The following is a 24,972-nucleotide window of genomic DNA, read 5'->3' as shown; positions in this document are numbered from 1 at the left end:
CCTCGAAAAATATCCGGCGAAACCGCATAGGAAACGCGATCATGGATATGACCAGGCCTTTGAGGATCGGTGTTCTTGCCGGGCATAAGGACGGCTTTGAGAATTGGGAGCTGATGGTTTTTGACCGGGTTCTTGCCGATCCGCGCTTCGAACTCGTTACGCTGCTCGTTCATCCACGGGCTTTCGGTAACCGGAAGACGTCGTCGCTGTTTGCCTTGGAAGCACGGCTGGAGGGTAAACTGCTAGCCCGGCAGCCTGCCTATATCCCGAAGCATTTCGATGCCGGCCGCCAGCGCGTCGACTATCTCGAAGCCATTGGCGGCCGCAACACGACCAATGGCAGCGTCGCTTCCGCATTACTCAAGCGTCTCGATCTCGATCTGGTCATACGCACTACGCCGGAGGGCTTGCCCGACGATGCGATCCGGGCACTGCCGTTTGGCGAATGGGCCTTCAATTTCTCCGATCAGCGATCGGAACATGTCGATTGGTACAGCTATGCCGATGTCATTGCCAGGGCACCGGTGACGGACCTGACGCTTTATGCCAAGCGCGGCGATGAAACCCAGCTTGCCCAGATTGCTACCTCCTCATTCAACATAAAATTCAGCGCGGCGCGCAATGCCGCTTTCGTGCGGGAGCGTGGCGTGACGCTTTTGATGCGCGAACTTGGGCGTTTGGCCGATACGCGTCAGCTCGACACAACGGTATTGGCGCGCCCGCCAGTCACTTCAGCCCCATCATTCGGCGATCTCTTCCGCTATACCGGCGCATTGTCAGGTTATCTCTCAGCAAAAGCGCTTAAAGCATTGAAATCAAAACTACGCTTCGGTTCGTCCATTTGGACGCTCTATACCGGTCGTGGGCGGATAGATGATTTCGATCCTAGCCAGGCGATCGAAATCCCGCCGACCAGGGGCGACATCAAGGCCGATCCCTTCCTCTTCCAGCATGATGGTGAATGCTACCTGTTTTACGAAGCCTATGCGGATGGCGACCGCAAGGCGCATATCGCGGTTGGCCGCTTCAACGGCGACAAGATTGAGCGGCTCGGCGTAGCGCTCGATTGTCCGCACCATCTCTCCTATCCATTCGTGTTCCGCGACGGCGACGACATCTTCATGATGCCGGAGGCGCATCAGTCGCACCGTCTCGAGATCTGGCGTTGCACCGAATTCCCATTGAAATGGGAGCTTTATTCCACCGCCCTCGAAGGCCAATCGGCTGCCGACAGCATTCTGACGCGTCACGGCAACAAATGGTGGCTCTTCACCAATCTCTCGGATCATCACGCCTATGAAGATCACTGTAACGAGCTCTATGTCTTCGAGGTCGACGGTCCGGAGCTGAAGCGCGTCGTGCCGCATAAACGCAATCCCGTCGTCATCGGCAGCACCGTGGCCCGCAATGCCGGGCGCATCTTCGAGCGCGATGGCAAGATCTACAGGCCGTCGCAGCGAAATTCCCATGGCCTCTACGGCTACGGGCTGAACATCATGGAGATCGAAGAGCTCACGCTCGATCATTATCGCGAACGCTGCATCCGCACGATCACGCCGGACTTCAAGACCGGGCTTCTCGGCTGCCATCATTTCGATGCAGCGGGCGGGCGCTATATCATGGATGCGAGATTGAGCATTTAAAACCTGTCGCGCGGGTGATGATCATCAAAGAACTGTTCTTGCACGAAATGCTGGGCAAAGGCCGTCCAGCGAGGGGGAGGCAGAACTGATGGACAAGGACGCTGACAACAAGGCCGATCATGTCGGCCCACAAGGGTTTACGCGCAGGGCGGTGCTCACGACTGGCGGTTCGCTGGCGGCGGTGCAAATCGCTGGCAGGATGGGCGTGGGTGGATTGGCCGCAGCGCTTGCTTCCGGAACAGCCGCGTTGGCTCAGTCGACCAAGCCAAACATTGTTTTTATCCTCGCCGACGATTTGGGCTGGAAGGATGTCGGGTTTCACGGCTCTGACATAAGGACGCCAAATATCGACCAACTGGCGGAAAAAGGCGCCCGGCTTGAGCAATACTACGCCCAGCCCATGTGCACGCCGACCCGGGCGGCGTTCATGACGGGCCGCTACCCGTTCCGCTACGGCATGCAGACCGCCGTCATTCCCCAGGGCGGTACCTACGGCTTGGCGCTCGATGACTATCTCTTGCCGGAAATGTTGAAGGAAGCAGGCTATGCCACCGCGGCGAGCGGCAAATGGCACCTCGGTCACGCCAAAACGGCATTCTGGCCGCGCCAGCGCGGCTTCGATTCATTCTATGGCGCTCTGCTTGGCGAGATCGATCACTTCACGCATAAGTCGGCGAACGGCAATGCGGATTGGTACCGCAACAACGAAGCCATCGAGGAGGAAGGATTCGACAACGTCCTCTTCGCTACCGAAGCCGTGCGAGTGATCAACGAGCACGATCAGTCGAAGCCTTTGTTCCTGTATCTGGCCTTCACGTCGCCGCATACGCCCTTCCAGGCGCCGAAGGAGTATATTGAACGCAACAGCCATATCGCCGACGAGAGCCGGCGAAACTATGCGGCGATGATCTCGGTGATGGACGATGGCATCGGCAGAGTCATCGAAGCTCTCGAAACGCGCGGCATGCGCGAGAACACGCTCATTGTCTTTCACAGCGACAATGGCGGCGTGGTCAATGCTTTCTTTGCAGGGGAAAGCGACGTCAAGGGCAAGCTTCCGGCCGACAACGGTCCTCACCGGGAGGGCAAGGGGACGACCTATGAAGGAGGTACGCGCGTCGCTGGCCTGGTCAACTGGCCGGGAAAGATCAAGCCTGGCACCGCCGGCGGGATGATGCATGTCGTTGACATGTACCCGACCTTGGCGGCTCTGGCCGGTGCCAAGCTCGGCAAGAACAAGCCGCTGGACGGGATGGACATGTGGCCGATGCTTGGCGAAGGAAAGCCATCGCCACGCACCGAGATCGTCTACAACATCGAACCAATGACGGCCGCCGTCCGCCAGGACGATTGGAAGCTTGTGTGGAAGGCGACGTTGCCGCCGAAAATCGAACTCTTCGATCTTTCGAAGGATACGTCCGAGACCACAAACCTTGCCGATCAGAGCCCCGAAATGGTCCAGAAACTGCAGGCGCGGATCATCGAGCTCGCCTCACAGATGGCTCCGCCGCTCATCATGCAGGACGCCGTGCGATTGCTTTTGCATTCGGACACGGTGCTGCCCGACGCGGCTGAAATGTTCAATGTCGGAGATTGATGGGCAATTCTTTCGTGGCGGCAAACGCGGTTTTGCGATAGCGACACGCGTAAAATAAAGAACCTAAAGCGCGCGGAGCGAATCCCAGAGATCGCGATGCGCTTTAGGCGTCTCATCCTCATCGCTGCGATAGCGCAGGCCGACCGGACAACCCTTTGTGAGAGCAACAACAGCGCCGGCGAACGTCGCCGGTGTTTCAAGCTCTAGAATCCGCCAGTTGAAAGGCGCGTCCGGATCGCCCTCTAGCCGCTCCAGTCTCGGTTCACTTGTCCAATCGAATGTTACGTCGAAACCGTCGAGCGCCAGCGAGAGCCCCTCGCCATGCGCCTTGACGAAGGCCTCCTTGCGCGTCCAGCAGCGGTAGAAACCGTCGAGATAGGCCTCCGGCGGCAGTGCCCGCAGGGTCAGGCATTCCTTACGGGAAAAGAAACGACCAGCGATGTCTTCCTTGAGGAAGCGGATTTCCTCGACATCGATGCCGAGCTCGTAGCGATCAGAGATCGCCAGCGCCGCAAGATCGGCGCTGTGGCTCAGATTGAAGTGGAGGGGAGTGCCGCCAGGGAAAGCGACGTAAGGCTTGCCATAGTCGTTATACGTGAAGGACACTTTTTGCGGCGACAGGCCGAGATACTGCCCGAGGATGGATCGCAACCGTCCCCTTCCAACTATGAACCGTTGTCTGTCTCGTTCGCGCACGAAGCGCGCAGCTCTTGTGAGCTCTTCAGCGGACAAGAGCGCTGCGAACTCATCGATCTGCCGGGACGGCGCATCGAGGCTCCAGGTCCAGACGTCGATAACGTCTGGACCGATGATTTCGAAACTAGGTTGTTGCATAGGAGAGCTTGCCGCTGGCGGTCGGGCCTTGGCGAACCATGCGCCGTGCCAAATATGCCATCAGCGCCGCCGGATAGTTCTCGCCAAGGCTGATGCGGCAAGTGCGCTTAAGGATATCCAGCGTCTGCGCGCACATGTCAGGCGTATATTCGATCTTTCGATCCGTCCAATTATAGGGGTTCATTGCAGGGTGGCCGCTGCGCTGCTGCAGCACCGGCTGCCAATTGGTGTAGACGTGGCGGCTGGAATCGTAGAGCCGATAGACGCCACGCCTGTTTTCCTCGGCAAACTGTCTGGCGTCGTCGGGCGTTTCGAAGATGACATGCAAGCCGGCGGCGTTGGCGACATCATTGTGCGGACCGATGCGCATCCTGTCACTCTTCGACAGGATCTCGGTCATCAAGTCGTAGCGCCTACGCATCCGTGCAATCATCGGATCGAGCCGCTTCAGTTGGACGCGCAGCATGGCACCCTGGATTTGGCTCGCCTTGAAATTCACGCCGAGCATCGGCGGTTCGTTGGCATTGTCGAGATGGCCGCGAAACAGCGAGCCGATGTCGTGGTACATGCGCGCCCGGGCAAAAAGGTGCGGATCGTTGGTAACGACAGCGCCGCCTTCGCCGATATTCATGTTCTTGAACTGGTTGAAGCTATAAGCGCCGAGGTCGCCGATCGTGCCCGTCCGCTTGTTCTTGTAGGTAAGCCCGACGGCCTGGCAGGCATCCTCGATGACAAGCAGATTATGCTCGCGGGCGATGTGCATGATGCTGTCCATGTCGCAGACCATGTTCGACATGTGCACGGGAATGATCGCCTTCGTCTGCGGGGAGATTTTGCGGACGATGTCGGCAGGGTCCATCGTCAATGTCTGGTCGATGTCGACCAGGACCGGCACGGCGCCGGCGGCCAGAGGCGCGGCGGCGGTGGCGATCCAGGTATAGGCGGGCACCAGTACTTCGTCGCCGGGGCCGATGCCGGCCGCGACCAGCGCCGAAATCAGCGCCCCGGTACCGCTGCTCATCGTCAGCGCATGCTGTACGCCGAACTTGGCGCAGAAATCGGCCTCGAACCGCAATAGGGGACCGCCTGTGTCGTCGCCATAGCGCGCCAATTTTCCCGACGCAAATACCGGCGCAAGCGCCATCCATTCCCGCAATCCGACTTTAGCCATATCTTCGCTCCCGATGAAATCAGCGGCTCTCGTCTTTGAGCCTAGCGCCCGTTCGCTCTGTTTTCAGCATGGCTTTCCGGCCAGAAAGGCTTGGTGCAGAGCCAATCGACCTATCCAAAATCGGTAGCTCACATACGCATCTATGCCTGATTGGACGATTATCCGCGAAGCCGCGATTCCGATAGAAAAACAAGGAATTGTGGGAGAATGTTATCATGGCGATCCGCGACCTCAGATCAGCCCCGGACAATACGCTGCTACATGCCGATATCGCCATCGTCGGCGGTGGTCCCGCGGGCATCACCATCGCACAGGAATTTGCAAATACGCCAGTTCGCATCCTCGTCATCGATAGCGGCGGCCTCGATTACGAGCCCGAATTGCAGACACTGAACGCGGTCGAAAATATCGGCGAGCCTGTTGCGCGCGCCGGCATCGAGCCGGTTGGGCGCGGTTACAGCGGCGGCTTGGAGTGGTTGAACGAGATACCGGCCTTCGAGCTGCGCAACCGGCTTCTCGGCGGCAGCACTCATACGTGGGTCGGCAAATGTGCTGCTTTCGACGAGATCGATTTCGCAAGGCGGCCGTGGCTGTCGCTGTCCGGCTGGCCGATCGGGCGCGATGAGCTGCAGATAGCGCTGGATCGTGCCGGCGACCTCCTCAATCTCGGACCCAATCTTTACGACGAGCGCCTTTATGAACGGCTGCATTCCCGCCCGACCGATCTTGGCATGAACAGCGATCTTCTCCGTCCGTTCTTCTGGCAATTCAGCCACGAGCGGGATCGGCGCGGCGAACCGATGCGCTTCAACAGATGCGCGCGCAAGATCAATGCGACGAATATCGATTTTCTGACACATGCGACGGTGACGGAGGTCGTTCTCGACCACAATGGCCGCCGGGCCACGTCCTTGAATGTGACGAGCCTTGAAGGAAACAAGGCCATCGTCGACGCCAGGACGATCGTACTTTGCGGCGGTGGTATTGAGAATGCCCGGTTGCTGCTGGCCTCAAACACGTTGATGAGGTCCGGCATTGGCAACAGCCGGGATGTCGTCGGCCGCTATCTTGCCGATCATCCCCGCACGTCGCTTGCCCGCGTCACCGGGCGCGATATCGAGCGGATCGCCCGGCATTTCAATTTCTATGGTCTGTCGCACGAAGGGCGGACGCATTTTTATCTGCAGGGACTGTCTCTCAGTCCGGACATGCAGGTGCGGGAAGGTCTTACCAATTGCGCGGCCTATCCGGTCCAGATCCACGCTGACGACGACCCGTGGGTTGCGCTGAAGCGCGTGGCGCACGGCTCACACCGGACATTGGCGCATGATCTTTCGGCCATCGGACGATCGCCCGGAATGATCGCATCCGGCCTCTACAACAGGCTGATTCGCAAACGCGGCTTGCCGCACCGGTCGACCGAGCTGCGCTTTGACGTCATGGCGGAGCAAAAGCTTGACCCCGAAAGCCGGGTCACGCTTTCGCACACACGTGATCGCTTCGGCAGGCCTCTGCCTCGAGTGGATTGGAAGATAGGGCCTTGCGAAATCAAGAGCATAAAGCGACTGGCGCAAGTGATTTCAAAGGAATTCGGCCGCATCGGCTTGCCGCGGCCGCAACTCGCCGACTGGATCGCCATGGATGACGACGGCAGCGCGGCTTTCATGGATATGGCGCACCCATCCTGCACGACGCGCATGGGAACCGATCGCGCGACCAGCGTGGTCGATCCGAACGCGATGGTCCATGGTATCGACGGATTGTTCGTCGCCGGCAGTTCGGTCTTTCCGACGGGCGGGCACGCCAATCCGACATTGATGATGTTGACGCTGGCAATCCGCCTCGCCGATCATCTTAAGGCGAGGCATGCAATCGAGAGGCCCTATGTCATTGCTGAAGGATTATCGTCGGTCATGGTGAAGACAGTCTGATGTCTCTATTGACCTTCAGGTTCAAGCTGTCTCACCTCGGTGGCATCTTGTCGAATTTCGGCAGTGCAGGATCGAGGTGATCCCAGGCATATCCGGCCGCGGTCCAGGATACCAATTGCGGCTCATAGCGGCTTGGCTCATCGAGGCTTGCCGGCGTGACGATGAACACATCCGGCATGTCGGGAAACGTCATATAGACGGACGAGCCGCATGTCGGGCAGAAGCCGCGCCGCTTCACGGTTCCGCCGTCACCAACGGTCTGCCAGTGCGACGCTTCTCCCTCGACCTTCACCTCAGCCGCAACAAAAGTCAGATGCGATTGATGGCCGGTGCCGCTGTCGCGCTGACATTGCCGGCACTGGCAGTCAACCATGACGGCTGGTTCGCCGGCGATTTCGTAGCGGATCGCGCCGCAGGCGCAGCCGCCGACATAGTGCTTGTTCATGTCGTTCTCCTATTGCTTCAATGCGATGTTTGCGAAGACGCCTCTTCGGCGACCACCATGTCGAGCCTCTTGACCACCTTTTTCCAGCCTTCGCTCATGTTGCGGTAGGCGGTATCGTTCTTCGGAAGCACGAAGCCGGAATGGACGAGGCGCAGGCGCGTGCCCGCCTCGGCCTTGGAGAGGGTGAAGGTGACCACCGTGTCCAGTTTTGAGCCGTAGCCATCATTGGCCGCATGGCCGCCCCTCCAGGCATAGGACAGCCGCTCATTCGGCACGACCTCCAGCACTTCGCAGTGAATGGTGCCGTCCCATTCGCCTGCGGGCGTGGTTTGAAAGGTGAAGTGGCAGCCGGCCACAGGCTCGAAACCCTTCGGCGCCATCAGCCAGCGGCTGATCAGTTCGCCGCTGGTCAAGGCCTTCCAGATTATCGCCGGCGCATGCGGGAAAACTTCTTCGGCCACAATGGCCTGCGTGTCTTTACTCACGGCTTGGTTCATGGGTCGATTTCCTTCAGCAGGTTTCTCAGATCGGCAAAGCGTTCGCGCCAGAAGACGCCATAGTGGCTCATCCAGTCGACCAGCGGCTCCAGGCCATCTGGCTGGGCACGATAATAGACGTTGCGACCCTCGGGGCGCTCGCAGACAAGGCCAGCCTGTTTCAAGGACTTGAGATGTTGGGAGATGGCGCCCTGCGTGACACTGCTGCCGCGGGTCAATTCGACCACGGTGATCTCGTCGGAATTGACGATGCGCTCGAACACGGCCCGCCTCGTGGGATCGGCAAGGGCGCGCATGACGGCAGTTATGGTGTCGGTTTCGATCATGGGAAATCAAATAGCAATGACTAATCAATTAGTCAATACTATTTGATTTGACCCATGTACGAAGGGGCGGCTCTCGCCGCCCCTTCGACTGCGTTCCGGGAATATCTCTAGCCGAGGCGGAAATAGAAGCCGGCGCTTTCGCTTCGTCCCAATTCCGGATGGGTGTCGATGAGGTGAGACAGAGATGGGATCGCCCAACGGTCGACCTGCGTGTAACCGAGCTCTGTCAAATCGCTGAGGAAGGTGGCTTCGTCGCGCATCTGATAAGGCACATAGGCGCCGCTTATTCGTTCCAGCGTCACAACCGTGCCTCTCTTGTGGAGGGCGACCTTGTTGAGGATCACATGCCGGGGCAACGCCGGCAGGCGCTGCAGCAGGCTGGAGAGCGGCACATCCAGATACTGCATCAAGCCGGAGCCCAGGAAAAGCGGTATGCCGGCGGCTTCCTCGATTCGGTCGACGAAGGTGAGGCCGGTCAGACCATCGCGCTCCGCCAAACGCCGTCCAGCGCGGGTGAAGGAGGGAAGATCATAGACGACCCAACGGAAGGAGTCGTCGAACTGCAGTAACGGCCGGAAAGCCCTGTATTTCGTTCCCATATGGCCGCCGGCGTCGATTACACCGTCAACCTCCTGCATCAGGTTGCGCATCCAGAACATAACCGGATAGTCCCATGGCAAGACCTGGCACATTTTGGAAAAGCCGACATTGGTGATTTCCTCGTGGTCGTAACCGGCCATCGGCATGGTCTTGGCGGCGGCAAAGGCAGCTTCGTAGGAACTGTAAGCTCCGGTAAATCGCCGCGGAAATGGCGATAGATACCGCAGGCGCCCGCCGGCCGCACGCAGCGGCGACAAAGACCGGCCAAGACTGCGGACCGTTTCGCCAAGGATCGAGCGCTTGTTCTCTGACAAAGATGCCGTCGCCATTGTCATGTCCTCAACTGGCCTCGAACGGCCTTTCTCGTTTTGAAAATTGTCAGGCCTATCGTCGGCCGACCGCAAAGATCGGGATCGGGATCCCCATCAATTTCTGAAGGATCGCAAGGGTGAGAACGTAGGTCGCTCCGCCGGACACCACTTGGATCGCCAATGTTGCCAGGTGCCGCAGCGCAGATGCTTCGGCGAGATAACCGAGCGAATAGACCGTTGCCGCCATGGCTGCGATGGCAACGGCAACGTAGGCACAGTCGCTGATCACCCGCCTCCATGCGAGGCCGCCATAGTTGCGCTGCAGATGCATCGATACCACAAAGGAAATCAGCGATGCCAGGCATTGACTCAAAGCCGCCGCCTCGACGCCGAAGGGCGCGAAGAGAACGATCAGGCCGACCGAGATAGCGCCGTTGAGCAACAGCGCGGCAGGCATATGCCTGATATTGCCCGACAGAGAAAGCAGCGGCTCGGTGACATAGCCGGGCGTCAGCAGCACCTGCTTGACCGAGAGGATCGTCACGAGGATCGCTGCCGGCGCCCATTTGTCGCCGAGCACCACGTCGATCAAGCTGGATGAAATCAGCGACAGCCCGAGATAGATTGGCGCCGAGATCGCCATCAGAAGGGTCATGAAGGTGGTCGCGGCGGGACCGACATCGCGGGATGTTTTGCCGTTGGCATCGATCTTGACGGTCGCCCGGCGGAACAACGTCCAGGCGAGCATGCGCGCCGGCTCGCCGATGAGCTCGGAGAAGGCGGCGATGATCCGTTCGGCGACGCGATAATAACCGGCTTCCGCGAGGCCGAGAAAGCTGCCGATCGCCAGTGTGCCCGAATAGGAGCGCAGGAAGATGATCAGCCGGTTTGCCAGAATATGACGCGAGAACTCGAGGATTTCGCGCGCGAACGGCACGGTGAGGCGTGGTTTGGGACACCAACGTGCGACGATGGCAGAGGCGAATACGCCGACGAGCAGTGTCGCAAGCCTTCCCGCCACGAGGGAGAAGACGTTCCAACCTATCCACAGGCCGAGCATAGTCACGCCCAGCCCGGTAAGCTCGGATGCGATACGGATTGCCGCTTGTTTGCGCAACTGCCCCCTCGCGACCAGCAGTCCGTCATAGACGACTGAAAGCGAGGAGGGCAGGAACCAGCAACTGAAGAGGCAGAGCAGCATGCCTTCCCAGGGCTGATGGAAGACAAACCAGACGACCGCGGCAATCGAGAGGCCGACGATCGTTATCAGGATTCCGGAGATGACCGAGATCGTGCCGACCTGGTCGAGCTCGTCCCGCGTGCACTCCGTTTTCATGATGAACTCGCCCCAGCCGCCCTCGGCAACAACGACGAGCAGGATCACGATGGCGGAGCTATAGGCGTAGAGGCCGAATTCGGCAGACTCCAGCACACGCGCTGCGACGAGGAAAACGACGAGCTGCACGACCTGGGAGACGATCTTCGAAACCAAGGTCGAAGCACCGTCGCCGATGACGGACGGCAAGCGCAGGCGAAGCCATCGCGGCAAACCGAATCGGCCGGAAGATGGAGGGGGAAGGGGCATCCCGTCCATCAGCGCACCGCCTGCGTCGGAGAAAAGAAAGGCAAAACCCCTCCGTTTTTCCACCGCTGACTCATCGCGGCCCCATAATATTGTGTGGGTTTCTTTAAGAAAAACCAGATTTTCTTAAGATAAATCATGTAACGTTCCCATTCGGAACACAATCTTGCGCCAAGGGGAACGCTCCAAAAACTAAGCAAACTGGCGTTGAACGGCCTAACGTTACGTAAGTTGCGACCTGGGCCTGAGAAGATGTTTTTGGTTGGTGTTCGCCCAACAGAGGGTTTTTCGTAAACTGTCATGAGACAACATGCAGAACAGGTTATGAAGGACGTCGATCCCGATCGCACGGCAGCCGGGCGCCGGCGCTTTCCGCGCCGGAAATTCGTGCTCCGTTGGCTGCTGATACTGTTTTGTCTCGCGGTCTGGGCTGCGGTCGCCATCTTCTTCATTTGGTGAGTCGTTCCTTTTCATTGCGGGCAAGCAGCACGACGCCGACGGTCTTCCAGAGAATGGCGACGTCCGTCCAGAATGAGCATGCATGGTAGTAGTCGACATCGAACTGTACCCGCTCCTCATAGGAGGTGTCGGCGCAGCGGTTGACCTGCCATAGGCCGGTGATGCCGGGCTGTAGTGCCAGGTAGCAGTACAATTGCGATCCGTAGCGCTCAAGTTCCGCGGCCACCACCGGGCGTGGCCCGACCAAGCTCATCTCGCCACGCAGCACGTTGAGAAGCTGCGGCAGTTCATCGGCGCTGCTCATGCGCAGATATTTGCCGAGCCAGTGAACGCGCGGATCGTTCATCAGCTTCTGCGTGGCCAGCCATTCCCTCTTCCGTTCCGGCTCCCGCTCCAGCAACTCAGCCAGGCGCTTGTCTGCATCCTTGCGCATTGAACGGAACTTCAGGCATTGGAACGGGCGGCCCTCTCGGCCGACGCGCGTATGGCGGTAGATGATGGGGCGGCCATCGACCAATAGCAGCGCGATGGCGATTACAAGAAGCGCCGGGGCGAGAAACAGCAGGCCTACGGCCGAAAGCAGTATATCGACGCTACGCTTGGCGCGGCTGCGCCTTGCTGTCTGTTTCAAATCACGAAGCGGTTGCTCATCATGAGCATAGCCATCAAAAGCCGACAGCATCTCTTGAACCTCTCGACATTGCCGAACCGTTTCACAAAGCTGCCAGTTGCCCTCAAGCTTGACAATTGACCCTGCGGGTATTGCCCTAGTCCCATTGACGTAAAGCCGGGAAAGCACGGCTAGGTCGGCAGGTAATTCGTCTACTCAACTAACCGATTGGTGATTGTCCAGCAGCTTCCGGATAGTCCTCGGCGAGGGCAGCGGAGGCGGCCGTGCGCTCGAGAATGCGGTCGTAGAGGGTGATCAGTGCGTCCCGCCAGGAGGCCGGTGTATGGGCAAGACCACTGGACCGGCGCATGCAGTTGACGCTCATCAGGCGGATCAACATGTTATCGCCTGCAAGGCGGCGCATCGCGCCGGCAAGGGTTTCCACCTTGCCGCTTTGAAAGGTCAGTCCACAGCCGAGCTCGGCAATTTCGTCGCCGAGAAGCGCCGCGTCTGGAAGGATGACCGGAATACCGCTGGTCACCGCTTCCAGCGCGGCGAGCCCGAAAGGCTCCGGAACGCGCGAGGAAACGACGAGCGCTCGCGCATTGCCGATGATGTCGCGCATCTCCTCCTTGGATTTCCAGCCGTGAATGACCACCTCCGGATAGTCGCGCTCCAGCAGCGCGCGGCCCGCGCCATCGCCGATGATATGGAGACTTATGCCGGCAAGCCGCGCCGCCATGGCGGCATCTTCGAATCCCTTTTCCGGTTCGAGCCGACCGACAAAGAAGAAATCGCGTTTCTTCCATGGCTGCATCGGCTGCTTCAGAAAGGGTTCGACCGGATTGCGGATGATCTCGATATTGTCTGTTTCGATACCGCTACGGTCGAAATAGTCGCGCATGCGCTGGTGCACGATGACGATATTGGCCGGCGTTTGATGAGTGGGGTAAAAGTGCTCCCGCAGCACATGCCGCGCCGATCGCCAGACCTTCTCGTGATAACCGCGCTTGTCGCACTGCGTCGTCAGGCATTGCATCGACATGGGCGTGAGGCGGCACACATCGTTTTTTCGATAGTTCGCAAAGCCGCCGTTCGGGCAGGATAAGAAATAGTCATGGGCGTGCAGCACGACCCGCTCGCGCACCGGCCACAGCGCCCGAAAGATCGACGGCGAAAGGATCTTCGACCAGCCATGTACATGGTAGATCGTAGCTGGCGTGTCCTTTCGGGTGATGAGATCCTGCAGCGCAGTATAGGCGCTCTTGCTGTATAGTCCGCTGGCGAGGGCGTTCATCCGGCCTTGCTGGGTCAGTGGCAGGCCATCGAGATTGATGGTGTCCAACGCCGGCGGATTGTCGCCGGCGGTGTCGCCGGCGAAATAGGTGACTGGAATTCCAGCGTGTTGCAATAGATCGGCAGAAAGGATCGCCAGATTCGATGCTCCGCCAACTTTGACGGAGCGATCGTTGATGATGACGACCCGATCGGGACGGGGTGGGCTCACGAGATTACTCCAGCGCTTCGACGTTTTGCGGCGCAAGCCTGCCCTTCAGCAGATCGAGACAGGCCATCGCATTGCCCTTCAGCCGTCCCTTGCGGTCGACCCACGGCTCGGGCCGCCAGGCTTTGACGAGGTTGGCGGCTAGGTTGCGGCCGATCTGGATGGACGCGTGACGGACGCTCATGGTTCGCTTGCGCATGAGATAGACGGGATTGGCGATTTGCGAATAACCGAGCCGGACGCCGGCCGAGCGGCCGACCTTCGTGCCGAGATGTACGCCTTCCAACTGCTTGGCGCTGACCACCTGGCCGTAGCGGGCGACGATCCGGCTGAAATCGACATCCTCGAGCCAGCCATAGAAGGGCAGGTTCTCGTCGAAGCGCAGATTGCCGGCTTTGATGATCGTGGTGCGGACCGCCATGTTGCAACCATAGGCGTTGTAGACCGGCTGGAACTGCGCCGTCGGATCCGACCGCCGCCGGCTCTTCGATTCGACCATCCGCAGCCCGTCGCGAACGGAGATGCCGGGGCCGGTGATCCCGTCTGCAAGCACCGTGCCGGTGCACATGACGATGTCCGGATGGAATTGGAACAGCCGTTCCGTCTCCTCGAGGTAGTTCGGCGTCATCAGGAAATCATCATCGACGAAGAGGACGACGTCCGAATCTGGAATGTTGTCGAGGATCCGGTTGCGCTGGCGGCAGAGTCCCCGTTCGGAAATCAGCACACGTACCGGAAAATCGAGATCGCGCAGGCAGCTCGGATCGATGTCCTCCGGCGAGGCGAGGCAGACGACCACTTCGTCCGGCTTGCGCGTCTGGCGCGCCATATGCGGAAGGATCGAGGACAGGATGTCCCGCCGGCCGGCACTGGCGATGCCGACGACCAGCTTGAGCGGGCGGCCAGCCGGACGGCCTTCGAGCCGCTTGGCGGAAAAGCGGGTTTCGCGCGGCTGCGGCTTGCGCCACCAGTGATGGCGCTCGGCATGCCGGCGCTTTTCGCTGCTGCGGTTGGCGATGATGCCGAGGATATTGATCGGCGTCGTACCAAAGCTTGCAAGCGCGTCAGACAGCCGCTCCACCGTCATCTTGTTGGTATGGCCGACAACGACGACGATGCCTTCGAGATAGGAGCAGATGACGCGTGTATCGGCGGAGTCTTCGAAGGCCGACATGTCGACGATGACCACCTTGTAGCGCCGGCGCAGTAGATCGATTTCCGCCTTGAGCGCCGGCAGATGGCCATAGCGCTGGAATGCGGCAACGGATTTCTCCGTCTCGTCGACCGTGACGACGGGAATGCCGCTGCCATAGGACTGCGACGATAGCCTGTCGATCTCCGGATCATGATCGATCGTTGCGATGGACAAGCCGTTTTCATGTGCGACTGAATAACGCCGCGGCACTTCGTTCATGCGCAGCAGATCCATGCCGAAATCTGCGCCCGATTCCATTGCGACGCCGCTGAGGCGGGCATTGAGGAAATCGGCGTCGACCAGCACCACGGATGTGCCCTCGTTCTGATAGAGCTGAGCGAGATTGGTCGCGATCGTCGTCTTGCCTTCGCCTGTGCCGACCGAAGTGATGCCAATCACCATCGGCGCATTCGGCTGGAAGGCGGAGTCGACCGAATGTTTTACGCCACGCAAGGCTTCGGAAAATTGCGAGTAGGGCGTGTCGAGCACGGATCTCAGCGGTGACATGGTTCGTCGCCACGTCGAGCCACCGCCTACGATATGGCCGGGCACGAAGGACGGGCCGGCATAGACAGGCACATGGCCGAGCGAGGTGATGCCGAGTTCGCGCCGCAGCTTTTCGCTGGAGCTGACGCGCCGGTCCATGCCGTCACGCAGCAGCGCCACCCCAAGTCCCAAGGCAAGGCCGAGCATGGCGGAGAAAGGAATGACGATCGAGGATTTCGGCCAGTTCTTCGTCAGCGGCACGGCGGCAGCCGTGACGATGCGGGCATTGCCGAGCGGGAAGGATTCCTTCTGCAGCGCGCCGATCAATTGCTGCAGGATGCTTTCATACATGCGGCGATAGGTCGTTGCGCGGCTCTCCATTTCGGAAAGTTCGACACGCGCCAGGTTCTTGTCGGTACCGGTTTCCGTCAACGCGGCCAGCTCGTCGTTGAGCAGCTTCTCCCGGGTTTGGGCTACTTCCAGATTGGAGCGATAGACCGCTTGGATGCGGGAAAACTCCCTCTGCATCTCGCTTTTCAGCCGATTGATCTCGTCCTGCGCAGCCGCGATTGCCGGGTTGCCGGCATCATACCGGCTGGTCAGGTTGTTGAGCTTGGTCGTTGCAGTGCTCAGATCTTCCTGCAGTTTCTGTATGCGCGGATTGTTGATCGTCTCGTCGACATCGCCCTCGACCTTCTCGCCGGCCATAAGCCGGGTGAGCGTCGCAAGCTTGGCGGATTCTGCGGCCGTCTGTGCCCGGGCTGCCAGCGCCTGGCTACTGATTTCGGACAATTGCTGCTGATCGAGCGAGGAGGAGGCGCTGATTTCCATGATGCCGTTCTTGGCACGGAACTCTTCGACGCTCATTGCGGCCTCGCGGGCCTGCCGCCCGACCTCGATCAGCCGCGTCTCCAACCATTTCGCGCCGCTTTGTGCGGCGGAGGCGCGCTCGGTCAGCCCCGTGCGGATATAGGCGGCGGCGATCGCGTTCGCCGCCAGTGCCGCCTTACGCGGATCGGTGGAACTATAGCCGATTTCCAGAATGTAGGATTGGCCGACACGGTTGACCGAGACCCTGGAGAGAAACGAGGCCATAGTGCGGCGCATCAGATCGTCTTGGGTCGGGACAGGCTTTACTTCTTCGTCGTGGCTGTGGGTGAAATAGGCGCTGATGCTATGCAGTTTGTCACGCAGGGCTCCCTGCCACGACATGCCCCCGACGATCTCGGGGTCTTCACTGAGATTGAGCTTCTCGATCACCGCGCGGGCGATGGCCTCCGATTTGACGATCTCAACCTGGCTGGCGATTTCCGCAGCCTCGATGATGACCGTGCCGCTGAAGGCGTCCTGGGACGCAATGCGGCCTTGTTCCGGATCCATCACCAGGCGGGTTGTAGCCTGATAGATCGGCTGGGTGGTCATCACGTAGTATGAGCCGATGCCGAGCCCCATCGCGGTAAAGGTGATGAAGATCAGCACATGACGCTGCATGAACCGCCAAATATCGCGAAAGGAAATATATTCGCTTCCGTTTGATCGCTTGGCCTCGGATTGAGCTCCGGGTACGCTTTTACCAATCTCGTGAACTGCCATGATACTTCCGCCCGACCTTGCTTTTGATGGTGGTTATTGGGATTGCGTGGGATCGATCGAGGACAGCACCGTGCCGTCCAGGCTGCCGGAAACGTTGTAGCGAACATCCAGCACATCGCCCGGCTGCACCTCCGTCGTTTCTTGCACCTCGGTTGTGGTGCCTGCATCGCCGCCGCGCGTGATCCAATATTCGAGCGGCTGGAGATCGATCGCCTTCATGCTCTGGGAGCGAGACAGCGAAGCGCCGGCGATCTGCAGCAGTTGCAGCGTCGTGTTGCGCTTCAGCTTGGTGTCTTCGATTTCGGTTTCGGTCGCCTGCAATTGCTGTCCGACCTCGGTCTTGCGCTGCCCTTTGAGGTTCAGCGCATCGCGTTGGGTCTCGCTGAGCTTTTGCTTGGCCTGCATCGAGGCGACGACGAGATCGAGCTTGCCGCTCTGCATGTCAGCGACGACGCGTTCCAGGGAGGTCTTGCGCGAGGTGGTGAGGATCTTCGTGTCGACCAGCTTGGAAATGTCCTGCAATTCGTCCTGGGCGATCTTCACCTGCTCGTCCTGGGATGTCATTTTCTCGTCGAGAATATCGATCTCGTTGCGCAGCAAGGTTTCGAGCTCGGCGGCAGCTTGAAGCTGTTGGCGCATCGCCTCGGCCCTGGCATTGAAGACATCGATTTCGCTGGTCATGATCTGCTTGATGGCCGAGCCTTCGGGCGCCGCCTTGATTTCCATCGGAAAATCGATGGTCGTCTGGTCATTCAGCTCAGCCATCAACCGGGCGCGCCGAGCGCCGAGCTGCTTCAATTGCAGCTCCATCCGGTTAATCTCGCCGGCATAGCTGATCTGCTGTGCATTGTTATATTCGCCGGTCGGACTGGTGCGGCGCTCGCGGCCGCCGGCCATGGCAACGGCCTGCTTGACCGTAAGCCCCGGCCGGAATTCCAGCTCGCTCGGCTTCTCGACTGAACCGGTGACGTAGATCATCGGATATTTCACCACTTCGACGGACGCCGTCGGAGCGGTGGCAAGCCCGGTGATCTGCTTCAGCCGATCGCCGATTTCCGCGGAGACACCCACAGTGGTCTTGTCGAGGACCGTCATCTCGCCGATCATCGGAATGGAGATCGTGCCGGATTGCGAAACGACATATTCGCCGTTCAGCGCCGTCCATTCCTTATATTCGCCGGTCGCGGCGACCCATTCGACGATCGCTACCTTCATCCGCGTCTGAGGCCTGATGTGGTAGACATCGTCCGACGCGGCATTCGCTTTGTCGATAAAGGCGGTTCCCGAAAGTGCCAGGGCGAGGAACAGGCCGAGGATGGTGCCCGGCGTCTTCCGGCGGGCTTGTGCGTGAAGAGCAGAAATTGTCAACATGAGGCGCGATCTCGTTTTCGTGTCGGTCGCGCCACCGCCAACCCTGCCGCAGCGCTATGGACTGAGATCATCCCTTGAACGCTTTTCGAGTAAATCCCCTGCCGTAGGGTTACGGCTAATCCCTTCTGAGGAAGGAAAGGGTGGGGCTCAGCGTTCGGGTAACAGCGAATATAACATTGAGTTTAAACTGTTTTTGGCCGCCTAGACCTTTTGGTCATGACCTTCCACCATTTGGATGCGATGGAGGACCGATGTGGGTTCTGTCGCATTGCCCGCCGCCCGCACAATGATGTCTCGATCAACGGCGGAGGAAGAAGGATGCGGGTAGCCATCGTTCATTATTGGCTGGTGTCGATGCGGGGCGGCGAGAAAGTGGTCGAAGCGCTCTGCGACATGTATCCGGACGCCGATATCTTCACGCTCGTCTATGATGAGAGCCGCGTCTCCGAAAAGATCAGGAGACACAAGGTCACGGCATCGTTCCTGCAGCGCATTCCCGGCGCCATCAAAGGCTACCAGTCGCTGCTGCCGCTGATGCCCTTCGCGCTGGAGAGCTTCGATCTCAGCGGTTACGACCTGATCATCTCCAGCGAATCAGGCCCGGCAAAGGGCATTATCCCGCCGCCGCAAGCAACGCACGTCTGCTACTGCCACTCGCCGATGCGCTACCTCTGGGACCACTATCATTTCTATCGGTCCAATGCCGGCCTTGCCTCGCGGCTGATGTTGCCGGTGCTGGCGCCGCTGTTGCGGACCTGGGACGTCAACACCAGCTTGCGCGTCGATCGCTTCATCGCCAATTCCCACCATGTCAGCGCCCGCATCGGCAAATATTATCGTCGCCCGGCAACCGTGCTTTATCCGCCGGTCTCGGTGGACGATTTCATCCCGGCGGCGGCAACGGAGGACTTCTACCTCTGCGCCGGCCAGCTCATTCCCTACAAGCGGATCGACCTCGCTGTCCGGGCTTTTACCAAGATGAACCGCAATCTGGTCATCATCGGCGAGGGCAAGGAAATGGAGAAACTCAAACGTTTGGCCGGACCGACCATCACCTTCCTCGGCCGTGCGCCGTTCTCGGTGCTGAAGGAGAAGCTGGCTCGCTGCCGCGCACTGATTTTCCCGGGCGAAGAGGATTTCGGCATCGTTCCGGTCGAGGCCATGGCCAGCGGCCGTCCCGTTATCGCCTTTGGCAGCGGCGGCGCGCTGGAGACGGTCGTTCCAGGCCTCAGCGGTATATTGTTCGAGGAACAATCCGTGGAAGCGCTTATGGACGCGGTGCATGATTTCGAAGACCACGAGGATGCTTTCCGTCCGGACGTCCTGCGCGCGCATGCGGCTCAATTCAGCCTTCGCAATTTCACGACAGGCATGCAGGCGATAATCGATGAGGAATTGCTGGCACGTAAACCGGTTCTGCCACGCAACGACCGGAGCACCGCTGCCATCCAACGTCTGTTCGAGGGACAGTTCCCCGCGCCGGCAGCGGAAACGCCGCAACGCGTCGCCACGACCGACCCGGTGACGGTGCACGCGCCGACTTTTTGATTTATATTCGGCCACTGGAAGATGTCATTCGAATGCATGACATTGTTCCGCAGCCGAGGGAGGCTGAAATGGCATCGGATGTATTGGTCCAGACTCAAATCGACGCTGAAATCAAAGAACGCGCAGCGGCCGTTCTCGAGACCATGGGATTAACGGTCTCGGATGCCATCCGCATCCTGCTTACCCGTACGGCGAATGAGGGCGCCCTGCCACTCGAACTCGTCAGCAACAGCGCTGTCCACGATGCATGGCTGCGCGCGAAAGTTCTGCAGGCGCTCGAGGATGCCAGACCCGATGTCGATGATGCCGATGAGGAAAGGCATTTTTCCCCAGGGCGAAGGCACGCTTGACGTGCCCGACTATTGAAGGCGGACGCCTCGACGAAGCAAATGCACTTTCCGGGATGCGCCAGCATTCGGAGCGGTGTATGGGATCAGCAAGTCCTGCCGATCTCTTGAGATATCCCCGTTATGCGCCTCAGCAACATTGCCATGTATACCGGTCAGCCGCCGCTTGTTGCTGCGACGGACGCTCTCTGGGCCTATATCCGCGACCGGCTGCAAAAAGCGGGCGTGGCGGATATTCCCGAGACATTGGAGAAGGGCATCACGCATGACGAGGCCTGGGTGCAGCCTGGGCTGCTGCTGGCGCAGACTTGCGGCTTTCCCTATGTCAAACACCTGCGAGGCAGGGTCCAGCTTGTGGCGACGCCGGTCTATGACCTGCCGGGTTGCGATGGCCCGTCGATGCGCAGCTTCATCGTCGTCCGCAAGGATTCGCGGACAGAGACGCTTGCCGATCTTCGCGGATTGATCGCTGCCATCAACGATCCCGGCAGCAATTCCGGCTCCAATCTCTTCCGCGCGGCCATCGCACCGCTCGCTGAAGGCGGCAGCTTCTTCGGTCGCGTCATCGAAACCGGCGGGCATCTGCGCAGCATCGATGCCGTGACCGACGGCAGAGCTGACGTCGCCGCGATTGACTGCATCACCTTCGGAAACGCCAAACGCTTCGATCCGGACCGTGTCGCTGATATCCGCATTCTGGCGGAAACGGTCAGCGGGCCGGGCTTGCCGTTCATCACCGGCATGGAAACTTCGGCGGAAGAACTGACGCTGCTGCGCCAAATTCTCACCGACATCGCAAGCGAGCCCACGCTTGCGGATGTCCGCGATACCTTGTCGTTGCGGCGCTTTGAAGTGCTTGGCGATGCCGATTATGAGGCGCTGGCCGAGCTGGAGCGGCAGGCGATCACGTTGGGCTATCCCGTCATCGCCTGAGCCTGCTTTTAGGTCGTCACTTCGCCGCCAGCGTGACCGTTTGCGTCGCAAAGCGCGAGGATGAAACTTCGACGGTGATTGCCCCCGCTTCGCCCGTCGACTGGAGCCAGAAGCCGGTGGTACCGCCCTGGAAGGCTATCGTCTGCGGGCCGATGACCTCAGCAGGGCCGGTGACTTTTATCGTCGCGACATCGTTAAGGAAGGGCAGGCGGGAGCCTGCCTGGTCAAGAGCACGGACGATGATACGCGTCGTGTCGCGATCGCCGGCGCGAAGCGTCAGGCCATCGGCCTTTACCTCGAGCGTCGTCGGAAGGGGATTGGCGACCATGTGCAGCGTTGCCACCGCCTTGCCACCAATAAACCCGGTAAAATGCGCGTCCTCCCATTCCATGCCCCAGACGCCCAATTCGTCCTTCGTGAAATGGCGATGGTCGAAGACGACGGGCGGATGCGGCAGATGCGGGAAATTCTCCCGGTCCGGGCTGATACGCTTGACGAGCGAGCCGTAGCGCAACTCGATTTCATCGCAATTCGTGAGCACGATCAGCGGCAGCACGCCGCCGATATTGCGCTCGCCGCGTGCCCATTGGGTCACGGGCTTCATAACGACCTCGTCGGAAGGCTCGCACTGGCTGATATAGGCGTAGGCCGCGAATTTCGGCTCGCGGAACATGTCCATGACGCCGTGATAGCAGATGCGGTCGCCGGAGCCGAAATCGCTATGGGTATTGTAGTCGAACATGCACCAGCCGATGGCGCCTGATATCGACGGGTCGCCATAGGCGGCGTTCAGCACTTCCAGATGCCGGCGCACATGCTCGGCCTGCCGTTGCTCCTGATCGTAGATCTTCGTCGGATACATGTGGCCGCCGAATTCGGTGATCAGATAGGGCACGTTCTTAGAGAGGCCGGTATTCTCCTGCTGCGATCTGAGAGGTGTGCGCGGGCGGTTGGCGCCCGGCAGCTCCTCGTTGCCGAGAATGAAGTCGTTCATCGTATAGACGTCTTCAAGCAACTCGCTCTCGGTGATGTAGCGCACGCCACCGGTCTGGCGCGTCGGATCGAGTTCGCGGGCAAGCCTGTTGGTCTCGACGTAAAAATCATGGGAATCCTGCGATTCGTTGATGCGCACGCCCCAGATGATGATCGAGGGATGGTTCCAGTCGCGTTCGATCATGCGGCGGACGTTGCGGATCGATTCCTGTTTCCACTCTTCGCCGCCAATATGTTGCCAACCGGGGATTTCCTCGAAGACCAGTAGGCCGATGCGGTCGCAATGATCGAGGAACCAGGTCGATTGCGGATAATGCGATGTGCGCACCACGTTGCACTTCAACGTGTGCTTCATGATCTCGGCGTCACGCTCCTGCGCGGAGCGACCCATGGCATAGCCGGCATAGGGGAAGGCCTGGTGACGGTTGAGACCGCGCAGCTTCAGCTTGCGCCCGTTCAGCAGGAAACCTTCGGCGGTGAACTCAGCGGTGCGGAAGCCGAAATTTACCGCGTATCGGTCTGCCCCATGGTTGGTTTTCAGCTCGGCATCGATCGTATAGAGCAAGGGATTGTCGAGTTCCCACAGCGAAATGCCGGTCAGATTGTCGAAGGCGAAGGTAACGCTGCCGCCCGAGATCTCGGCGACGGCCGAGGCCAGCACCGTGCCATTCGCTGCGCGGAGGCGGGTTTCCATCGCGCCGTTGAAGGCGAGGCCCTGCGGATTGGCGATGTCGCAGCGAACGGTCGCGGATTTGGCAGCGGCAAGCACATTGCCGGTCTCGACCTTGATGTTGGCGATCGAGACGGGCGCTGCCACCTTCAGCCAGACATCACGGTAGATACCGGCATAGGTGAGATAGTCGATACGGCCGCCGAAGGGCGGGATTTCCGGGTTCTCGCTGCCGTCGATCTTGACGGTGAGGAGATTGTCGCCCTCCCGCAGGCGGCCGGTCAGCCGCGCTTCGAAGGGTGTGTAGCCGTCTTTGTGGGCGACGACTTCTTCGCCATTGAGATAGACGACCGCATCGGCCATCGCAGCATCGAACACCAGCGATACTTCGCGCCCGGCGAAATCAGCGCTCCAGGGCAGGATCTTCTGGTAGGTGAAGGCGCGCTGATAGGATTTCTCGTCGAAATAGTTGAACGGCAGCTCAACCGCGGTGTGCGGCAAGGTGACGGGCTGTCCCGCCTGAAGGCGGCCAACTTCGGCAAGCGAAAAACCTTCCTGAAAACTCCAGGATTCATTGAAAGCGACAACAGAGCGCATGTTCATTCCTATCGATGGAGCCCGTCGCAGCCTGGACGAACGCGTATTGCTTGGAAAAGGCGCGGTTGCGATGCGAAGCATGGTCGCAGCCGGGCGATATCTATACAGGCCTGTCGCGACGGTGCAACGAAATCGGATCCCGGATCGGCATTTCCCGGCGGTCACCCTCTTGCTCGCGACGCAAAAACCATACAATATGCATACATTCCTTTGGAGATACCGATATGAGCGATGATCAGGCAGCGCCCTTCTGGGCACCCTCTATCAGCAGGGTGGCCGGGCCGGTCTATCTGGCGATCGCCGATGCCTTGCAGGCTGACATCCGCGCGGGCCGTCTGGCAACTGGTGCGCGTTTGCCGCCGCAGCGCGCACTGGCCGAGGCGCTCAGCATCGATTTCACCACCGTCACCCGCGCCTATGCCGAAGCGCGTAAACGGGGTTTGGTGGAAGGCCGGGTCGGGCAGGGGACCTATGTCAGCCAGGGCCGGGCAGCGCCGCCGCCTCGACAAAAAACCGTTCCCAGCGGGCTGGTTGATATGAGTATGAACTTACCGCCGCGCTTCGATGACGAAGCCCTGACGGCGCGGATGTGGCAGGGGATCAGCGGGCTGGAATTCAGCGATGGGCTGGATCTGCTGCTGCGCTACCAACAGCCAGGCGGCGCCGTCCGTGACCGCGCGGGCGGAGCGGAATGGCTCGCAGGCCGGCTGCCCGGTATCGGGCCGGAACGCATTCTCGTCTGCCCCGGCGCTCAGGGCGCGATACTCGCCATCACCCGCATGCTGACGGCTCCAGGCGACACAGTCTGCGCCGAGCCGCTGACGTATCCAGGCTTCCTCTCCGTGGCGGCGCATTTGCGGCTTAATGTTGCTGCTATAGAAACCGACGATAAAGGTCTGATTCCAGAAGCTTTTGAGGAGCTCTGCCTGAGTAGGCGTCCAAAGGCGCTTTATTGCAATCCCACCATCAACAACCCGACGACGATCACGTTGCCGCTGTCGCGGCGCGAGGCCATTCTCGACATCGCCGCCCGTTACGATGTCGCTGTTGTCGAGGACGATGCCTATGGCGCGCTGCCGATACAGCCGGTCGCGCCGCTGGCGGCGCTTGCGCCGGAGCGGGTCTATCACATCGCCGGCCTCGCCAAGTGTCTGTCGCCCGCGCTGCGCATCGCCTATCTCGCTGTGCCGGATCTGCGCGCGGCAACCAGGCTTGCCGGCGTCATCCGCGCGACCGCCGCCATGGCTTCGCCGCTTTCCGCCGCGATCGCCAGCCGCTGGATCGAAGACGGTACGGCCGAGGCTGTGCTGGCGGCGATCCGCCAGGAGACGAAGGCACGGCAGGCGATTGCGGCGGAATTGCTGCCTGCCGCCAATCTGCTTGTCGATCCGGAAGGCTTCCATGCCTGGCTGCGGCTGCCATCCGAATGGTCGCGCGGCGAATTCACGGCGCGGCTGCGCTCTGCCGGCATTGGCGTCGTCGCGAGCGATGCCTTTGCCCTTGGTCCGGCGCCGGAAGCGGTCCGCCTTGGGCTCGGTGTTGCGGAAGATCGCGACCATCTGCGCCAGAGCCTCGGCATTGTCGCCGATCTGCTGGCAGAGACACCGGCCGCTTCGGCGATCGTCATCTGATCGGACAAATTGCCGCGCCCGTAATAGTCCCTCGAACAATATGCATACAATAATTGACAATGTATGCATATTGTGCCATACATCTTTCAACAGGACGG

At 60.0% G+C, this 24,972-nt stretch carries 19 protein-coding genes; 7 read left to right on the top strand and 12 right to left on the bottom strand.

From position 1 onward, the window contains the following. The first annotated feature begins 41 nt into the window (after positions 1 to 41). Both ACXHXG_RS23550 and ACXHXG_RS23545 read left to right on the top strand, forming a co-directional pair. On the top strand, positions 42 to 1,643 hold the full coding sequence (locus ACXHXG_RS23550; protein WP_283054153.1) for a glucosamine inositolphosphorylceramide transferase family protein: 1,602 nt from the start codon (positions 42 to 44) through the stop codon (positions 1,641 to 1,643). A gap of 88 nt (positions 1,644 to 1,731) precedes the next feature. Continuing rightward, positions 1,732 to 3,240, top strand: coding sequence for an arylsulfatase B (locus ACXHXG_RS23545; RefSeq protein WP_457900883.1), 1,509 nt, complete (start codon positions 1,732 to 1,734; stop codon positions 3,238 to 3,240). Between the two features lie 63 nt (positions 3,241 to 3,303). Here ACXHXG_RS23545 and ACXHXG_RS23540 read toward each other — a convergent pair whose 3' ends face one another. Then, positions 3,304 to 4,074, bottom strand: a complete 771-nt coding sequence (locus ACXHXG_RS23540; protein WP_457900882.1) for a 4'-phosphopantetheinyl transferase family protein — start codon at positions 4,072 to 4,074, stop codon at positions 3,304 to 3,306. Continuing rightward, complete coding sequence (locus tag ACXHXG_RS23535) at positions 4,061 to 5,245, bottom strand: DegT/DnrJ/EryC1/StrS family aminotransferase (protein WP_457900881.1); 1,185 nt, start codon at positions 5,243 to 5,245, stop codon at positions 4,061 to 4,063. Before ACXHXG_RS23535 ends, ACXHXG_RS23540 begins: the two co-directional genes overlap by 14 nt. 215 nt (positions 5,246 to 5,460) lie before the next feature. On the opposite strand from ACXHXG_RS23535, the gene ACXHXG_RS23530 reads away from it, so the two are divergent. Then, positions 5,461 to 7,176, top strand: coding sequence for a GMC oxidoreductase (locus ACXHXG_RS23530; protein WP_457900880.1), 1,716 nt, complete (start codon positions 5,461 to 5,463; stop codon positions 7,174 to 7,176). A 31-nt stretch (positions 7,177 to 7,207) separates the two neighbouring features. Here ACXHXG_RS23530 and ACXHXG_RS23525 read toward each other — a convergent pair whose 3' ends face one another. The 9 genes from ACXHXG_RS23525 to ACXHXG_RS23485 all read right to left on the bottom strand — a co-directional run bounded on the left by ACXHXG_RS23525 (position 7,208) and on the right by ACXHXG_RS23485 (position 18,155). Beyond that, entirely contained in the window at positions 7,208 to 7,621 is a 414-nt protein-coding gene (locus tag ACXHXG_RS23525) for a GFA family protein (protein ID WP_283054148.1), read from the bottom strand. A gap of 17 nt (positions 7,622 to 7,638) precedes the next feature. Next, on the bottom strand, positions 7,639 to 8,118 hold the full coding sequence (locus ACXHXG_RS23520; RefSeq protein ID WP_104826647.1) for an SRPBCC family protein: 480 nt from the start codon (positions 8,116 to 8,118) through the stop codon (positions 7,639 to 7,641). Then, complete coding sequence (locus ACXHXG_RS23515; RefSeq protein WP_104826648.1) at positions 8,115 to 8,444, bottom strand: ArsR/SmtB family transcription factor; 330 nt, start codon at positions 8,442 to 8,444, stop codon at positions 8,115 to 8,117. Before ACXHXG_RS23515 ends, ACXHXG_RS23520 begins: the two co-directional genes overlap by 4 nt. A 107-nt stretch (positions 8,445 to 8,551) precedes the next feature. Beyond that, positions 8,552 to 9,373 carry a methyltransferase, TIGR04325 family gene (locus ACXHXG_RS23510; RefSeq protein WP_283054147.1) on the bottom strand — a complete coding sequence of 274 codons (822 nt, stop codon included), beginning with the start codon at positions 9,371 to 9,373 and terminating at the stop codon, positions 8,552 to 8,554. Between the two features lie 55 nt (positions 9,374 to 9,428). Continuing rightward, positions 9,429 to 10,949, bottom strand: coding sequence for an oligosaccharide flippase family protein (locus ACXHXG_RS23505; RefSeq protein ID WP_457900879.1), 1,521 nt, complete (start codon positions 10,947 to 10,949; stop codon positions 9,429 to 9,431). Between the two features lie 436 nt (positions 10,950 to 11,385). Continuing rightward, positions 11,386 to 12,078, bottom strand: coding sequence for a sugar transferase (locus ACXHXG_RS23500; RefSeq protein WP_104826650.1), 693 nt, complete (start codon positions 12,076 to 12,078; stop codon positions 11,386 to 11,388). Positions 12,079 to 12,226: 148 nt separating this feature from the next. Then, positions 12,227 to 13,513 carry a glycosyltransferase family 4 protein gene (locus ACXHXG_RS23495; RefSeq protein WP_260305053.1) on the bottom strand — a complete coding sequence of 429 codons (1,287 nt, stop codon included), beginning with the start codon at positions 13,511 to 13,513 and terminating at the stop codon, positions 12,227 to 12,229. Between the two features lie 4 nt (positions 13,514 to 13,517). Further along, positions 13,518 to 16,784 (bottom strand): nucleotide-binding protein, encoded by a 3,267-nt coding sequence (locus tag ACXHXG_RS23490; RefSeq protein ID WP_457900878.1) that lies wholly within the window; start codon positions 16,782 to 16,784, stop codon positions 13,518 to 13,520. Positions 16,785 to 16,817: 33 nt separating this feature from the next. Further along, entirely contained in the window at positions 16,818 to 18,155 is a 1,338-nt protein-coding gene (locus tag ACXHXG_RS23485) for a polysaccharide biosynthesis/export family protein (RefSeq protein WP_457900877.1), read from the bottom strand. Between the two features lie 318 nt (positions 18,156 to 18,473). Between ACXHXG_RS23485 and ACXHXG_RS23480 the strand changes: the two genes are divergently transcribed. The 3 genes from ACXHXG_RS23480 (at position 18,474) to ACXHXG_RS23470 (ending at position 20,983) form a co-directional block, all read left to right on the top strand. Then, on the top strand, positions 18,474 to 19,703 hold the full coding sequence (locus ACXHXG_RS23480) for a glycosyltransferase (protein ID WP_457900876.1): 1,230 nt from the start codon (positions 18,474 to 18,476) through the stop codon (positions 19,701 to 19,703). A gap of 68 nt (positions 19,704 to 19,771) precedes the next feature. After that, positions 19,772 to 20,053 (top strand): type II toxin-antitoxin system RelB/DinJ family antitoxin, encoded by a 282-nt coding sequence (locus ACXHXG_RS23475; RefSeq protein WP_457900875.1) that lies wholly within the window; start codon positions 19,772 to 19,774, stop codon positions 20,051 to 20,053. A 120-nt stretch (positions 20,054 to 20,173) separates the two neighbouring features. Next, a complete protein-coding gene (locus tag ACXHXG_RS23470) occupies positions 20,174 to 20,983 on the top strand; it encodes a phosphate/phosphite/phosphonate ABC transporter substrate-binding protein (RefSeq protein ID WP_457900874.1) in 810 nt (269 codons plus the stop codon). A 16-nt stretch (positions 20,984 to 20,999) separates the two neighbouring features. Here ACXHXG_RS23470 and ACXHXG_RS23465 read toward each other — a convergent pair whose 3' ends face one another. After that, positions 21,000 to 23,243, bottom strand: a complete 2,244-nt coding sequence (locus ACXHXG_RS23465; RefSeq protein WP_457900873.1) for a glycoside hydrolase family 2 protein — start codon at positions 23,241 to 23,243, stop codon at positions 21,000 to 21,002. A gap of 224 nt (positions 23,244 to 23,467) precedes the next feature. Here ACXHXG_RS23465 and ACXHXG_RS23460 point away from each other — a divergent pair, with 224 nt between their 5' ends. Next, positions 23,468 to 24,874, top strand: coding sequence for an aminotransferase-like domain-containing protein (locus ACXHXG_RS23460; RefSeq protein WP_457900872.1), 1,407 nt, complete (start codon positions 23,468 to 23,470; stop codon positions 24,872 to 24,874). Positions 24,875 to 24,972: the final 98 nt, after the last annotated feature.

Source organism: Rhizobium sp. LEGMi-198b, assembly GCF_054114205.1.
Note: the sequence above shows the minus strand (reverse complement) of the source record. Positions and strands in the feature narration are given on the sequence as shown.